General features: G+C 36.9%; 15 protein-coding genes. 5 read left to right on the plus strand and 10 right to left on the minus strand.

Going from position 1 to position 13,214, the window contains the following annotated elements; genetic code table 11:
- Positions 1-320 precede the first annotated feature (320 nt).
- From ACTXGU_RS01275 to ACTXGU_RS01315, 9 genes are all read right to left on the minus strand, one after another.
- Positions 321-539 carry a carboxymuconolactone decarboxylase family protein gene (locus ACTXGU_RS01275; protein ID WP_443479675.1) on the minus strand — a complete coding sequence of 73 codons (219 nt, stop codon included), beginning with the start codon at positions 537-539 and terminating at the stop codon, positions 321-323.
- Positions 540-549: 10 nt separating this feature from the next.
- The gene (locus tag ACTXGU_RS01280) at positions 550-1,299 is read right to left on the minus strand and encodes an ABC transporter permease (RefSeq protein WP_443479676.1); all 750 of its coding nucleotides are present in this window, start codon (positions 1,297-1,299) and stop codon (positions 550-552) included.
- Positions 1,300-2,061, minus strand: a complete 762-nt coding sequence (locus ACTXGU_RS01285) for an ABC transporter ATP-binding protein (RefSeq protein WP_443479677.1) — start codon at positions 2,059-2,061, stop codon at positions 1,300-1,302.
- A gap of 261 nt (positions 2,062-2,322) precedes the next feature.
- Positions 2,323-2,664 carry a DUF1048 domain-containing protein gene (locus tag ACTXGU_RS01290; protein ID WP_028402823.1) on the minus strand — a complete coding sequence of 114 codons (342 nt, stop codon included), beginning with the start codon at positions 2,662-2,664 and terminating at the stop codon, positions 2,323-2,325.
- 71 nt (positions 2,665-2,735) lie between these two features.
- The gene (locus tag ACTXGU_RS01295; protein WP_443479678.1) at positions 2,736-3,056 is read right to left on the minus strand and encodes a PadR family transcriptional regulator; all 321 of its coding nucleotides are present in this window, start codon (positions 3,054-3,056) and stop codon (positions 2,736-2,738) included.
- A 480-nt stretch (positions 3,057-3,536) separates the two neighbouring features.
- Positions 3,537-4,130, minus strand: a complete 594-nt coding sequence (locus tag ACTXGU_RS01300) for a hypothetical protein (RefSeq protein ID WP_443479679.1) — start codon at positions 4,128-4,130, stop codon at positions 3,537-3,539.
- A 24-nt stretch (positions 4,131-4,154) separates the two neighbouring features.
- Complete coding sequence (locus ACTXGU_RS01305) at positions 4,155-5,537, minus strand: DEAD/DEAH box helicase (protein WP_443479680.1); 1,383 nt, start codon at positions 5,535-5,537, stop codon at positions 4,155-4,157.
- A gap of 376 nt (positions 5,538-5,913) precedes the next feature.
- A complete protein-coding gene (locus ACTXGU_RS01310; RefSeq protein WP_443479681.1) occupies positions 5,914-6,972 on the minus strand; it encodes an undecaprenyldiphospho-muramoylpentapeptide beta-N-acetylglucosaminyltransferase in 1,059 nt (352 codons plus the stop codon).
- 397 nt (positions 6,973-7,369) lie between these two features.
- Positions 7,370-8,170, minus strand: coding sequence for an HAD family hydrolase (locus ACTXGU_RS01315; RefSeq protein ID WP_443479682.1), 801 nt, complete (start codon positions 8,168-8,170; stop codon positions 7,370-7,372).
- A gap of 242 nt (positions 8,171-8,412) precedes the next feature.
- Between ACTXGU_RS01315 and ACTXGU_RS01320 the strand changes: the two genes are divergently transcribed.
- The 5 genes from ACTXGU_RS01320 to ACTXGU_RS01340 all read left to right on the plus strand — a co-directional run bounded on the left by ACTXGU_RS01320 (position 8,413) and on the right by ACTXGU_RS01340 (position 11,985).
- Entirely contained in the window at positions 8,413-8,793 is a 381-nt protein-coding gene (locus ACTXGU_RS01320) for a GntR family transcriptional regulator (RefSeq protein ID WP_443479683.1), read from the plus strand.
- A complete protein-coding gene (locus ACTXGU_RS01325) occupies positions 8,790-9,656 on the plus strand; it encodes an ABC transporter ATP-binding protein (protein ID WP_443479684.1) in 867 nt (288 codons plus the stop codon). The genes ACTXGU_RS01320 and ACTXGU_RS01325 overlap by 4 nt, the downstream gene beginning before the upstream one ends.
- Positions 9,646-10,287, plus strand: coding sequence for an ABC-2 transporter permease (locus tag ACTXGU_RS01330; RefSeq protein WP_443479685.1), 642 nt, complete (start codon positions 9,646-9,648; stop codon positions 10,285-10,287). The genes ACTXGU_RS01325 and ACTXGU_RS01330 overlap by 11 nt, the downstream gene beginning before the upstream one ends.
- 240 nt (positions 10,288-10,527) lie before the next feature.
- Positions 10,528-11,322, plus strand: coding sequence for an alpha/beta fold hydrolase (locus ACTXGU_RS01335; protein ID WP_443479686.1), 795 nt, complete (start codon positions 10,528-10,530; stop codon positions 11,320-11,322).
- 30 nt (positions 11,323-11,352) lie between these two features.
- Complete coding sequence (locus ACTXGU_RS01340; protein WP_443479687.1) at positions 11,353-11,985, plus strand: DUF2238 domain-containing protein; 633 nt, start codon at positions 11,353-11,355, stop codon at positions 11,983-11,985.
- Positions 11,986-12,219: 234 nt separating this feature from the next.
- Here ACTXGU_RS01340 and ACTXGU_RS01345 read toward each other — a convergent pair whose 3' ends face one another.
- Positions 12,220-12,792, minus strand: a complete 573-nt coding sequence (locus ACTXGU_RS01345; protein WP_443479688.1) for an NAD(P)H-dependent oxidoreductase — start codon at positions 12,790-12,792, stop codon at positions 12,220-12,222.
- Positions 12,793-13,214: the final 422 nt, after the last annotated feature.

Below are 13,214 nucleotides of genomic sequence, written 5' to 3' on the forward strand. Positions count from 1 at the left end.
ATATATCGAATATTGGATTTTTATTCAATTTAATTTTTTATTTTAGGGGTACTACCGACAAAACACGAATATCGTATAATATCCGTGTATTGTCGGCGGGAACGCATGCCCATCAAGTTAACTATTGTTCAAGAGGATTCCTAAATAAAATGTGTGCTGTTTTTAAGTAATAAAATAGCCCTCAATCGAAAAAAACTATGGATTACATTCCAACTAAAATGTAATCCATAGTTCCTTAACTTAATGACATTGATTACCAAAGCGGTTTTGCTTCGGAATCTACTCTTTTACTGTCAATTTTATCTATGGGCTTTATTCTTTTAGTTTCTCCTCCTGCGAAAGAGCACTACCCGCTGTAAATTCTTTTTAAGCATGCATGGCAAACCTAGCGTTGGGATAAGTGATCGAGCCGCACCAATCACACCAATTTTGAGGGTTTCCATGATTTCGTCGATGGTTGCCCCGGCATTTAAGCAGCCTTCCATGTGATAGCAAATGCATTCATCGCAGCGGCTGACTATTGATATGGCTAATCCCATAATGGTGTACTTACCCTAACTTACGTTTAAATTCTTTACTGGCGAAGAAGTAAGCGATGACCATGATGCCGACGCACCAGGCAAGCGCGATCCAGATACCGTTGCCAACAGACCCTTCATACAAGAGGGCACGAATCGCATTCACGATTGAAGTCACGGGCTGGTTCTCAGCGAACGCACGGACAATTTTAGGCATGGTTTCGGTGGGGACAAAGGCCGAACTGATAAACGGCAGGAAAATCAGTGGATACGAGTAGGCTGTCGCCCCTTCCATAGACCCTGCTGTTAATCCGGGAATGACCGCCAGCCATGTCAGCGCAAGCGTAAACAGCCCGAGTATCCCAGCTACCGCGAGCCAATCCAGGATATCAGCGCTGGAACAGAAGCCCATCAAGAGCGCGACGAGGATAACCACCACGACAGTAAGCGCATTGGAAACAAGCGAGGTCAACACGTGAGCCCACAATACCGACGAGCGCTTGATGGGCATGGTAATGAAACGCGCCATCAGCCCGCTCTTTACATCCGTAAACAGCCGCACGGAAGTGTAAGCGACGCCGGATGCGATAGCCATTAGCAAGATTCCCGGCAATAAATAATTGACGTAGTTGTCCGTGCCTGTCTCTATGGCGCCGCCAAATACGTAGACAAACAGCAGCATCATCATAATCGGCGTAATCGCCACCGTAATAATCATATCCGGGCTGCGCATGATGTTGCGCATTAAACGCCCTAGTAATACCCCTGTTTTGCTTTTCATTTACATCTCCTCCTTTTTGCCGATGATCGCGAGGAAAATTTCCTCCAATGTCGGCTGCTTCTCGATGTACTCCACTTTCGCTGGCGGGAACATCTCTTTGAGTTCGGTAAGGGTACCGGTCGTGATGATTTTTCCGCCATGCAGGATGGCGATACGGTCCGCCAGTTGTTCGGCTTCCTCCAGGTACTGGGTCGTCAGCAAGATGGTCGTGCCGCCGCCGGCAAGCTCCTTGACGGTATCCCAGACTTCAAGCCGTGCTTCGGGGTCAAGCCCTGTCGTCGGTTCGTCGAGAAAAATGACTGCTGGCGTCCCGATCAGACTCATAGCGATGTCAAGCCGGCGCTTCATCCCGCCGGAATACTTATCCGCCCGGCGGTTGGCCGCATCGGTCAGGCTGAATCTTGCAAGCAGATTGTCGGCGACTTGAGCGGGATTGGAAACTCCCCGCAACTTGGCGATCATCATCAGGTTTTCCCGCCCGGTGAGCATGCCGTCTAAAGCTGCGAACTGCCCTGTCAGGCTGATACTCTGGCGAACATGATCCGGTTGACGCTGGACGTCAAAGCCGCAAATACCTACTTCGCCGCCATCGGGCTTCATCAGCGTCGAGAGGATGTTGACCGTCGTCGTCTTGCCCGCTCCATTTGAGCCCAGCAGTGCGAAAATTTCGCCACGCCGCACCTCAAAATCCACCCCCTTTAAGACTTCCTTGTCTTTAAAGGATTTTTTTAACCCTTTTACAGAAATCGCTGCATTGCTCATACTTTTTTCCTCCTTATAAAAAGCGCAGCAAGGCCGCTTGCGAGATCCGGAAATTACGGAGCTTTGTCTGATAAGCGAGCGGGTTGCTCTCACGGAGTAATTATCCGGTCGAGCGTCTTGCGGAGCTAGATTGCCTATACTCTTCTATTTAGTATGACTGATAATCTGTATAACTTATTACAAGGTTGAAAATATAACTGAATAGCGAAGGTGGCAATTCACATTTGTAACCAGCTATTCAGTCGGTATTATCTATTGAATTTATTTTTTTCCCAATCGCTTCATGATACTCTGATTCAAATCTTCACGATACTTGGCGACATAGGTTTTAGCGTTTGCCACTAGTTCGTCGGCAAAGGACGCTACGTCGTCCCCAGTGATTTCCAGCACTTGTCTGCCTTCCGCCGCACCGGCTTCGAACAACTCGATTAATTCATACTGTATGTGCAGCATATCCATCCCGCCTCCCGCTGAGAAATTCCACATGTAGTTTTGAATTTTCTTAAATACAAACTGGTAGTCCTCTGGCAGGGCTTCAACCCGTGCCATCATCATCTTGTACTCTTTTTTATCACCAATCATTTTTTTGAACATTTCCATCATGTTATTTTTCCTCCTTTTTTATAAAGCTGAACAAGACACTCCAAAAATATCGGACGGAACATCTTATGAAGCTAGATTGACTTTAAGACGTTGATTTTTGATGATACAAAATTCCACTTTTTCCAAAACAATTCAAGTTCCTGGCGGCCAGCCTCATTAAGTGAGTAAAACTTGCGGGGCGGCCCCATATCTGACGGCTTCTTTTCTATGTTCACAAGTTTTTTCTTTTCTAATCGCACGAGGATGGTGTAGACCGTCCCTTCCACAACTTCGGTAAACCCAAGCTCGTTCAAGCGGCGGGTAATCTCGTAGCCATAGGTTTCATGACGGCTGATGATTTCCAGTACGCAGCCTTCCAGCGAACCCTTCAGCATTTCAGTTAAATTTTCCATGTTCATAGCCTCATTTCAGTTAATTTTTCCATTTCATAGCCTCCCCTATTTTGTCTGACTTATATTCAGTATAACTTAGTACTAAGGGAATTTTTACTGAATAGCTATTGGGAAATCACGCTATTCAGTATTACTTATTACATGTACAGTGTAACACTGAGTAGAGGGGGTGTCAAATAATTTTCTTAAAAATACTTTTGTAACCTCACTATTCAGTGGTGTTGGTATCCAGTGTGACCTACTACAGGTAAATCGTAACACGTAGTAGTCGGACTGTCAACTGGATTTTCTAAATATAGGGTAGCACCACATCGCCATCAAGCTAACAAGAACGAGTTACCCCAAAACGATAAAAACAAGCAACATGCACAAAATTTTCGTTCTGGGGGTATTATGATATCTTAACTTGATGGTCATGCGGCGGGACCCCTTTGTAGAAAAAAAGAAGCCACACATAATGTGTAAGCCCCTAAGGTAGGATCATGATAATTTATCTTCTATTTCATCTTCCATTTGAAATAAAAATAAATAGACTAATTGCAGCGCTTCATTAATTTCCATGTCTTTCGAAAAAGTGTTTAACGCTTCAATTGGAAAATTAACTTCCCATAACCCTTCTTGATCATTAAATAGCAGGTTATATGTAAGCCCTTCTTTTTTTATGGATTCGTTAAAATAAGAGCGAATGGCATCTCCCAACTTTTTAGGCAATTTTAATCCAAATATTACTTCGTACGTTCGAAAAACAGAATCGACCTCAAATATTAACCCATCTATACCAATTATTTCAAATGTATCAGTTTCGAGATACAAATAATGATCTAAATGCTGCTCAAAATAGTTCATTTTCTCTGATAAAAAATCTAGATTGATGTTATCTTGAATCCTTTCATCGCTTTCTTTATTCACCAGCTCGAGATATAAATTTTGAAATCTTGCTGGAGAATCTGCTAAAGCAATCTCTGCTTCTCCTAATAATGATTGTTTAAATACATATGCCTTTTCTTCTGAAAATAAAGGATATTTTTGATTATTTTGATTTTCAATATAGCGTTGAAATTGTTTTTTTAACATGTTGTTCCTCCATGCGGAAAAAAATTATTTTCTTTTTGATTTTTTCGGCTTGAAAATAGCACTACCGGTTGCTTTTCTATTTCTCCCTTTTAATAAAGGCTTTTCTGTTTTTCTGTTTTGGTTTCCCTCGCTGTTCCCTCGAATGGACGGGGAGGATTGCTTTTTTGCCGTTCGGTTTTCCGATGAAAACGTATTTTCCTTCGATTTACCGGTTGTCTTTCGACTTTTTGAAGTTCTAACCGGTTTTGTAGGAGAATATTGATTATTCGCAGTTGCTTGCTTTTTCTGTTCTGTTTCTTTTTTTGGCAGCTGCATTTTCTCTATTTTGATTTGTAATTGCTTTTCGATTGTATCTAATAAAGGTCTGTCTTCTGAAGTATAAAAAGTAATAGCAACGCCTTCAGAACCTGCTCGTCCAGTTCTGCCAATTCTGTGTACATAGCTTTCTGCATCTAACGGAATATCATAATTAAAAATATGGGTAATCCCATCGATATCGAGTCCTCGTGCAGCTACATCCGTTGCAATCAGCAATTGAAATTTCCCTTCTCTAAACTCTTTCATGACTTGCTCTCTTTTTCCTTGTGAAAGGTCACCGTGCAGCTCACTGCATGAAAAATGATAAGCTTTAAGTGCTTCATATAATTTGCTTACCCGCCGTTTTGTACGGCAAAATATAACCGCCATAAACGGCTGTTCCTTTTTAATGATCGTCATTAAGGCAGCTTGCTTTATACGAGGCGGCGTATGGATACACTGTTGTTTTACCGTTAACGCTGGCCCCTGCTTTTTTTCCACCGTAATATATGTCCCATTATTGGTGTATTTTTTCGCTAATTGTTTGATGTCATTTGAAATGGTGGCGGAAAATAACAGCGTTTGCCGCGTTTTTGGTGTTTGTTTTATAATAAAATCGATTTCTTCTAAAAATCCGATATGCAGCATTTGGTCGGCTTCATCTAGTACAAGGCAAGTTAGTCGGCTAAGATCAATCGTTCCTCTTTTTAGATGGTCCATCAGTCTTCCAGGTGTTGCCACGACAATGGAAATTCTTTGCTGAAGGCGATGTAATTGTTTTTCGACGTCTTGTCCTCCATATGCCGCTAATACTTCAATATCGTCGCTTTTTATCTTGTTTATCTCTTCTGTTATTTGAATCGCTAACTCTCTTGTTGGACTAAGAATTAATGCTTGAATATAAGTCGCTTCCTTGTTTATTCTTTCCAATATAGGCAAAGCAAACGCAAATGTTTTTCCTGTCCCAGTTTGTGCTTGCGCAATAATATCTTTTCCGTTTAAAATGGTTGGAATTGCTTGTTGTTGAATCGGTGTTGGTTTCTTAATATGATGTTTTTTTAACGTTTCCTGCAACAAAGAAGAAATTCCTAATTGTTGAAAATCCTGCAAATGTATCCCTACTTTCTAAATGCCGCTAATTGCGACTGAACATTACTTATTGTGGCTTTTTCCAGCAAAAATAGCAAGAAAAAGCTGCGAAAAATCGTATTATCAAGTACAAAAGCGCAAGCGCCTTGAACAGCTCTGAAGAAAAATGTTCACATGACTCAAAAAGTGCTTTTTACTTTTAGAGGCATGGGGTTATTTTTCACAAGAGCTAGGCGCTGGCCGGCTAAATACGCCACGTCCTGTGGCGACGCCGGCACTAGTACATCCTGTACGTCGGAGCTGGATGCGGACACAACCGCCAAGTTATCCACAATCCCATTTCGTTTATAATTTCCTAGACGATTAGAAAAAGCTTCCCAAAAGGAAGCCAATTTCATTAATATTTTTTTAATTCCTGTAAAATTTCTGTTAGTCCACCATTTTTTACATTAGAATTCATTGCTTGTTTAATGGCTGCTTGTTTTTCATCCAATTGCTGCACAGTCTCTAAAAATGTTACAGAAGTTAAATTTTCCTCTTCCAACGTTAAGGAAAAACCTTTCTTCGTAAAAGATTTTGCGTTTAAAATTTGGTCTCCCCTGCTCTGTTGTTTACTTAGTGGAATAATAAGCATCGGCAATTTTAAAGCAAGAAATTCGAAAATCGCGTTGGAACCGCCTCTTGTGATAACGAAACTAGTTGCTGCTAAAATATCGGCTAGTTCATCATGTACATATTCTAACTGTTTATAGCCTCTATTTGTTGTTAACGCTTCGTCTACATTGCCTTTCCCGCATAAATGGACAATTTGATATTTTTTTGTTAATACGTCCAAGTTTTCGCGAATCGCTTTGTTAATTTTTTTAGCACCTAAACTTCCGCCCATAACGGTAATAATAGGTTTGCTGCTAGTAAAGTCTAAAAAGTGTCTTCCAGCTGTAGCAGAGCCTGTTAAAATATCTTTACGAATCGGAGATCCGATACAACTGCTTTTTTCTTTTGGCAAATAGTTTAACGTTTCTTCAAAAGAAGTAAATATTTTTGACGCAAAACGCATCGCAATTTTATTGGCAAGACCAGGCGTCAAATCACTTTCATGAATAAGAACGGGAATCTTTAACATGCTTGCCGCAATGACTACAGGTACAGAAACAAATCCTCCTTTTGAAAAAACAACATCCGGCTTAATTTTTTTTAGTAATTTTCTAGCATCATAACAGCCTTTTAATACTTTAAAAATATCCTTTACATTTTCAACAGACAAATATCTTCTTAACTTTCCGCTGGAAATAGAATAATAAGGGATGTTGATTTTTTCAATTAGTTCCTTTTCAATCCCTTTTTTTGAACCTATGTAATGGATATCCCATTCATTTTTATTTAATTCCTTTATAATGGCTAAATTTGGGGTAACATGTCCCGCAGTCCCTCCGCCAGTAAAAACAATTTTCTTCAAAATTTCATCATTCTCCCTACGTTAATTCCTTTTATGAATCTTATTGTAATTCTATGTACTATACCAATTAAACATTATAAATTATTTTATAGAAAAATGCTTGAATAATTGGCATTATATAACGCTCTTTTCGTATAGATTGTTGTTATTTACCCCACAGCCTGAATACACTTCGCTTTCCGCGGACGAGTGCCGAGCCTCCTCGTCGCTATGCTCCTGCACAAGTCTCGTCTTTCTTGCTTTTCTAAGCAGGAGTCTACGTGTATTCAGGGTGCTCAGTGCTTTAGCCACGTTTATTATTTTATTCAAAAACATCAAACTTTTAGAAAACAGCCTTATATAAAAAACGTTTCTACTTAGGGACAGTAGAAACGTATGTACATTATCTCAAAATACTTTACACCAATTTTAATATATGCTCAATAGCGTATGCTACTCCATCTTCATTATTGCTTTTCGTTAAATCGCTTGCGCTTTTTTTAATTTCATCTGGTGCATTTTCCATCGCAAAGGAGCGGGTAGATACTTCAAACTGAGTCACATCGTTTCCACCGTCCCCGAACGAATAAATTTCCTTAAAGGTTACATTTTTGATATTTTCATATCTTCTAATTGCTTTTCCTTTTTGTGCATCGTTGGAAGTAATTTCACAGTTATTTGGAAAAGACGAGGAAAACGAAATTGTTTTGTAGTTTCGCAGTGTTTGTTTTACTGACTCAATTTTCGCAATTTCCGTTTCGGCAACAACCGCAATGATTTTATATATTTTGATGCCTTCTATTTGTGGAATGCTGTCATAATTTTGGGCATCAAACATCTTTTGGATTTCATCCCATGCTTTCCCTCTTAACTGAGGCAATGTTGCTGGAAATCCACCTTGATTCGTATAAACAAGAAGGCCGACGTCTAATTTTTGTAAATCGGCTAAAAGCTCGTAATATAGGTCAGTTGTTAGCGTTGTTTCGTATATTAACTCTCCTGTTGGAGAATACATCATGCTTCCATTTAAGCAAAAAATCGGAACTTCTAATTCTGAAACACCTGCAACTTTGATTACATCCGGATATTGTCTGCCCGTATTTAAAATAACATGTACATCGTTATCCTTAAGTTTTTGTATTATCTTTTTATTTGCTTCCGTAATTTCATGATGATCATTTAATAATGTACCATCTAAATCAATCGATACACATTTCATTTTGGTTCTCCCCCTAAATTCTTTAGTGTCTATAAATTATATGTTCATAATAGCACAGAAAGCAGCGTACATGCTTTGATTCTTTTTTCAATAACTTTGTAGGTAGTTGTTCACGAGCAGTATATCACCTATTTTCTAAATGTGACATTTTTATGAACTTCCTTAATTTGGTTGAAGAAAATGATCATTGTGTATATACTGTGTATTAAATATATATACAGTTGAAAAACGAGGTAATTTTCATGAACATTATTATTCAAAATCTTTCCGATAAGCCTTTGTATCAACAAATTAAAGAACAAATCAAATCTGCCATCTTACGTCAAGAATTAGTCACTGGAGAACAGCTGCCATCTATTCGTTCGTTAGCAAATGATTTACAAGTGAGTGTACTCACGACAAGAAGAGTATATGAGGAGCTTGAAAAAGAAGGTTTTATTATTACGAAAGCTGGCAAAGGATCTTTTATTGCACCAGATAATCTAGAAATGTTAATAGAATCCAAAAAATATATGATTGAAAAAAAACTAGCAGAAGCATGGAAAATGGCAAAAGATTTCGGCATATCAAAAGAAGAATTATATCAAATGATGGATGTACTTTTTGAGGAGGAAGAAAAATGAATACGATATTACAAGTGGAAAACTTAGACAAACAATTTAATGGATTTTGTTTAAACAACGTATCTTTTTCTTTAAAAGAAGGCTGTATTACTGGATTTATTGGCGTTAATGGTTCAGGGAAAACCACAACAATCAAAACAATATTAGGACTATATACAAAGGATAATGGAAGTATCCTATTTAATGATAAGGACTTTACAAAAGCCGAAAAGGAAATAAAAAATCGAATCGGTGTTGTCCTAGATGAGGGATATTTATATGAAGAAATGACGTTAAAGGAAATGAAAAGCATAATTGCTCCTTCCTATTCAAACTGGGATGAAACCGTTTTTTTAAGCTATATAAAAAGATTTCAATTACGTTTAGACCAAAAAATTGCCACTTTATCAAAAGGAATGCGCATGAAATTTGCTCTTAGTTTAGCTCTTTCCCATCATGCTGATTTATTGATCATGGATGAACCAACAAGTGGACTTGACCCATTAGTTAGAACAGAGCTCTCTAAGATATTGTTAGAATTTATGGAGGAAGAAGGAAAAAGTGTTTTCTTTTCTACCCATATAACAACTGACCTAGATAAAGTGGCAGATATGCTTATCTTAATTGATGATGGAAAAATTGTCTTAAATGAAAGCAAAGATGACTTATTAGACAGACATCGAGTCGTTAAAGGAGACAAAAGGTATTATACAGATGATATCCAATCTTTATTTATAACGAGTCAACAAACACTGTATGGCTTTGAAGGTTTAACCAATCAAGTAGATGTGGTAAAGAAAAAAATACCGGATATTATTACCGAACGACCAACGATTGAACAAGTGATGCTTGCATACATTGGAGGTAGTTGTCATGCTATTTAATTTAGTGAAAAAAGACTTTATTTTAGTCAAAAAATATCTAATATTTATGCTGGTGTTTTCGATCGTAGCACCTATATTCATTTATTCAAAGTTCGATGTAAGCAATGGAAGCAGTATTAGTTTTTTTATAACGGTGTTTTATGTCGAATTTATTTTATTTAGTTCTGTTTCCATGATAGAAACAAAATACAAAGGTGCTGCACTTCTATGTACTACTCCCTATACTCGCAGTGGAGTTGTAAAAGCAAAATATCTTTTTATTTTAGTTATTTTTCTAGGGTGCTATTTGTTGTATCAACTTGCAGTACTATTTGGTGCTTCTCGTGGTTTAACAACACTATCTATCTTTTCAACCGGTATCAGCTTACTTATTATCACCGTCTTATTTGGCATACTTATACCGGTTCAAATAAAGCTTGGTTATATAAAAACAAAAAATATTTCTATGTTCATCGTGTTTATCACGCCATTTGTACTTCCGCATTTAATGAAAAATATACCAATACATCAGTTGACAAACTTCAAACTATCTAGCTCTATTGAGGAATGGATTCCGTTTATTCTTGCATGTTTAGTTTTTTTAGTATCGATGCAGATTTCTCAAAATCTATATAATGGAAAAGACTTATGAAAATCTTATTTCAATAAAAATATTAAAAAGATCTCGTTCTAGGCAAAGAATTATCTAGTTCGAGATTTTTCTATTTTTCCGGCATTTTCGAGTAAATATTCGATAAGAAGCAATAACATATTCGAACCTAGATGTCCTCCCGATTTTTTACGAAAACAATTAGTAATAAAAAAACAATAAAAAGGGAAAATAAGATAAGACTTTTGAAACGATATTATTTTTATTGAGGTGATCTATTACATGCCAATGTTAGACGTAGATGGTATTAGCTTGTACTATCATGTGAAAGGAAAAGGAGTTCCAATTATTTTTATTACTCCTCCTTTACTCTCTGACATGAATTTCACATATCAAATAGAGGAATTATCCAAAGAATTTCAAATTATTACTTTTGATATTAGAGGCCATGGAAAGAGTCAGTATTCAAAAGTACCCATTACCTATCCACTAATTGTAAACGATATGATATCGATTTTGGACCATTTAAACATTAAAAAAGCAATGATATGCGGATATTCTACTGGTGGTTCGATCGTATTGGAATATTTGCTTCATTTTTCTGATCGGGCATTAGGAGGCATTGTCATAAGTGGTATGTCTGAAGTGAGGGATATTTTAAAGGATAAAATTTCGGTAGGAGTAACCCTTGCGAATAATAAAGAATTTCCAGTGCTTGCGCTAGCAATTTCATGGAGCAATTCTAATACGAAAGAGTTGTTTAACAAGATGTATCAAGAAGCTATAAAAGGAGATGCAAGAAATATTGAGCAGTATTACCGTTTTAGTTTGCATTATAACTGTACCAATCAGCTAGAGAAAATCAAACAGCCAGTTTTACTTGTATATGGTAAAAAGGATCGGATATTTTCCTATTATGCCAAAATATTAAATGAAAAATTGCCATGTAAGGAATTAAAGTACATTAGTGGTGTAAAACATCAAATCCCTACAAAAGCTGCACATGAACTTAATGAAATGATTAAAGACTTTATTTATAAACATCATGAAATGAATACAGATGGAACCTACTATTAAAAAATACATGAATATAATGGAGTGAAAAAATTGGAAAAAGATAAAAGTAGAGGAACTTCTTTATTATTACTAATATTAGTAATAGCCGTTCTTATTTGGTCTGTTATCCAGCCATCTGGATACTTGATATGGACGATGGAAGCACTTCCAGCAATTGTGCTATTGATCCTTGTCATGGCTACATATAATAAATTTCGCCTTACTACATTATCCTATATCATTATTGCGATTGTTACGATTACTATGTTTATCGGCGCACATTATACGTACGAAAAAGTTCCTCTATTTAATTGGATAAAAGATCAATATGACCTAAAACGGAATCACTATGATCGGTTTGGACATCTACTAAAAGGTTTATTTGCAATTGTGATTAGAGAAGTATTAATACGAAAATCCCAGTTAACAAAAGGAGCATGGTTATGGGCTGTTACATTAAGTTTTGCACTTTCAATTGGAGCGTTATATGAAATTATAGAATGGTTAGCCGCAATCATTTCAAAAGGCAATAAAGCTTCAAAAGACTTCTTAGGAACACAAGGCGACATTTGGGATTCACAATGGGATATGTCATTAACATTAATAGGCTCTATCATTGCACTGCTTATCTTATCAAAACTTCATAACAAGTTGTTAAGTAAAAAAAATATTCACATTGATTAAATGTTATTTCGTTATCTTCACGCTATATTGGATAGCTTCATGAAAAATATACAACGTCAATATTTACTTCACTAAATAACTCGATTCCTTTGTCTAAGTCAGGATATGGGGTTGTTATTTTCTATGAATTTCGGAGCAAATGAACACTTCTATCATCTTGTATAATTAACCGATGGGGTTCTTAAGTTTTAGAACTTAAGAATCCCCGCTTTAAGCTTGCTAAGTGGGAATAGTTCAACCTTCTAGTTGTTTTATATAGTTGCGAAGGCGAATCTTCGGGTTTAATTCTTTATTTGTAATATGTTCTACATATCGAATCGCACTTTGGGCGATTTCTTGGTCGCTGATTTTATTTGCACGATATTCGACAAAGGAAGGAAGATAAGTCATGCCTACTAAACTAGCAGATGCTTGGAACGGCTTTGTCAGTTCGCTAACTGAAAATAAATTATATCCACCGGCTTGATAAGAATGTTCTGGTGAACCAATGGAAATGGCTATTACCCATTCCTTCCCATTCAATTTCGTTCCACCAGGGCCATGAGCCCAACCGAAGGTAAACACTTCATCAAACCACTGTTTTAAAAGTGGAGGACTGCTGTACCAGTATAACGGAAATTGAAAAACAATACGATCATGAGCGAGTAGTAGTTGTTGCTCTAATTCTACATCAATGGGTTGATTACGATATTTTTCATAGAGATCATGAACTGTTAATCCTGGTACAGTCAAAACCGCTTCTTTCCACTTTTTATTTACTCGAGAGGATTCTATGCTTGGATGCACAACGAGTACTAGCGTTTTCATATAAATCTCTCCTATCGTTTTTATTGTTTGTACAAACAAATATGTGTTTAAAATTTTTCCTTAACTCAATTTGCAGCTAGCCCCTAGAAGATGACTACTCAATTGATTACAAGCTTCTTTTCCAAGTACAGTTGAATATCTTTAAATAGTTTTTCCCTCATTTAGTATTAGTATCACTTCTCATGTATTATTTGTATGTACAAACAAATAATACATCCAATCTACCGTAATGTCAATATATTGAATTATAGTTGTATCTTGTATACTTAATAAACCCTTTCCTCTTTTCGTTTAATAATCTGTTTACATTTTTTCATCGTAAAAAAAGCCTATCTGAACATAGACGGCCTCTTCCCTAAAATATATTTTATTTCTATAATAACTCCTTATTTCTTGAATCGGTGCCATACTCAAACTAAATA

Source organism: Niallia sp. 01092 (genome assembly GCF_052318935.1).
GTDB lineage: Bacteria > Bacillota > Bacilli > Bacillales > Cytobacillaceae > Niallia.

Bases quoted from the DNA above. Each gene is read 5' to 3' on its own strand.
- ACTXGU_RS01275 (WP_443479675.1), bottom strand. From the start codon at position 539: ATGGGATTAGCCATATCAATAGTCAGCCGCTGCGATGAATGCATTTGC.
- ACTXGU_RS01280 (WP_443479676.1), bottom strand. From the start codon at position 1,299: ATGAAAAGCAAAACAGGGGTATTACTAGGGCGTTTAATGCGCAACATC.
- ACTXGU_RS01285 (WP_443479677.1), bottom strand. From the start codon at position 2,061: ATGAGCAATGCAGCGATTTCTGTAAAAGGGTTAAAAAAATCCTTTAAA.
- ACTXGU_RS01290 (WP_028402823.1), bottom strand. From the start codon at position 2,664: ATGATGGAAATGTTCAAAAAAATGATTGGTGATAAAAAAGAGTACAAG.
- ACTXGU_RS01295 (WP_443479678.1), bottom strand. From the start codon at position 3,056: ATGGAAAATTTAACTGAAATGCTGAAGGGTTCGCTGGAAGGCTGCGTA.
- ACTXGU_RS01300 (WP_443479679.1), bottom strand. From the start codon at position 4,130: ATGTTAAAAAAACAATTTCAACGCTATATTGAAAATCAAAATAATCAA.
- ACTXGU_RS01315 (WP_443479682.1), bottom strand. From the start codon at position 8,170: ATGAAATGTGTATCGATTGATTTAGATGGTACATTATTAAATGATCAT.
- ACTXGU_RS01320 (WP_443479683.1), top strand. From the start codon at position 8,413: ATGAACATTATTATTCAAAATCTTTCCGATAAGCCTTTGTATCAACAA.
- ACTXGU_RS01325 (WP_443479684.1), top strand. From the start codon at position 8,790: ATGAATACGATATTACAAGTGGAAAACTTAGACAAACAATTTAATGGA.
- ACTXGU_RS01330 (WP_443479685.1), top strand. From the start codon at position 9,646: ATGCTATTTAATTTAGTGAAAAAAGACTTTATTTTAGTCAAAAAATAT.
- ACTXGU_RS01335 (WP_443479686.1), top strand. From the start codon at position 10,528: ATGCCAATGTTAGACGTAGATGGTATTAGCTTGTACTATCATGTGAAA.
- ACTXGU_RS01345 (WP_443479688.1), bottom strand. From the start codon at position 12,792: ATGAAAACGCTAGTACTCGTTGTGCATCCAAGCATAGAATCCTCTCGA.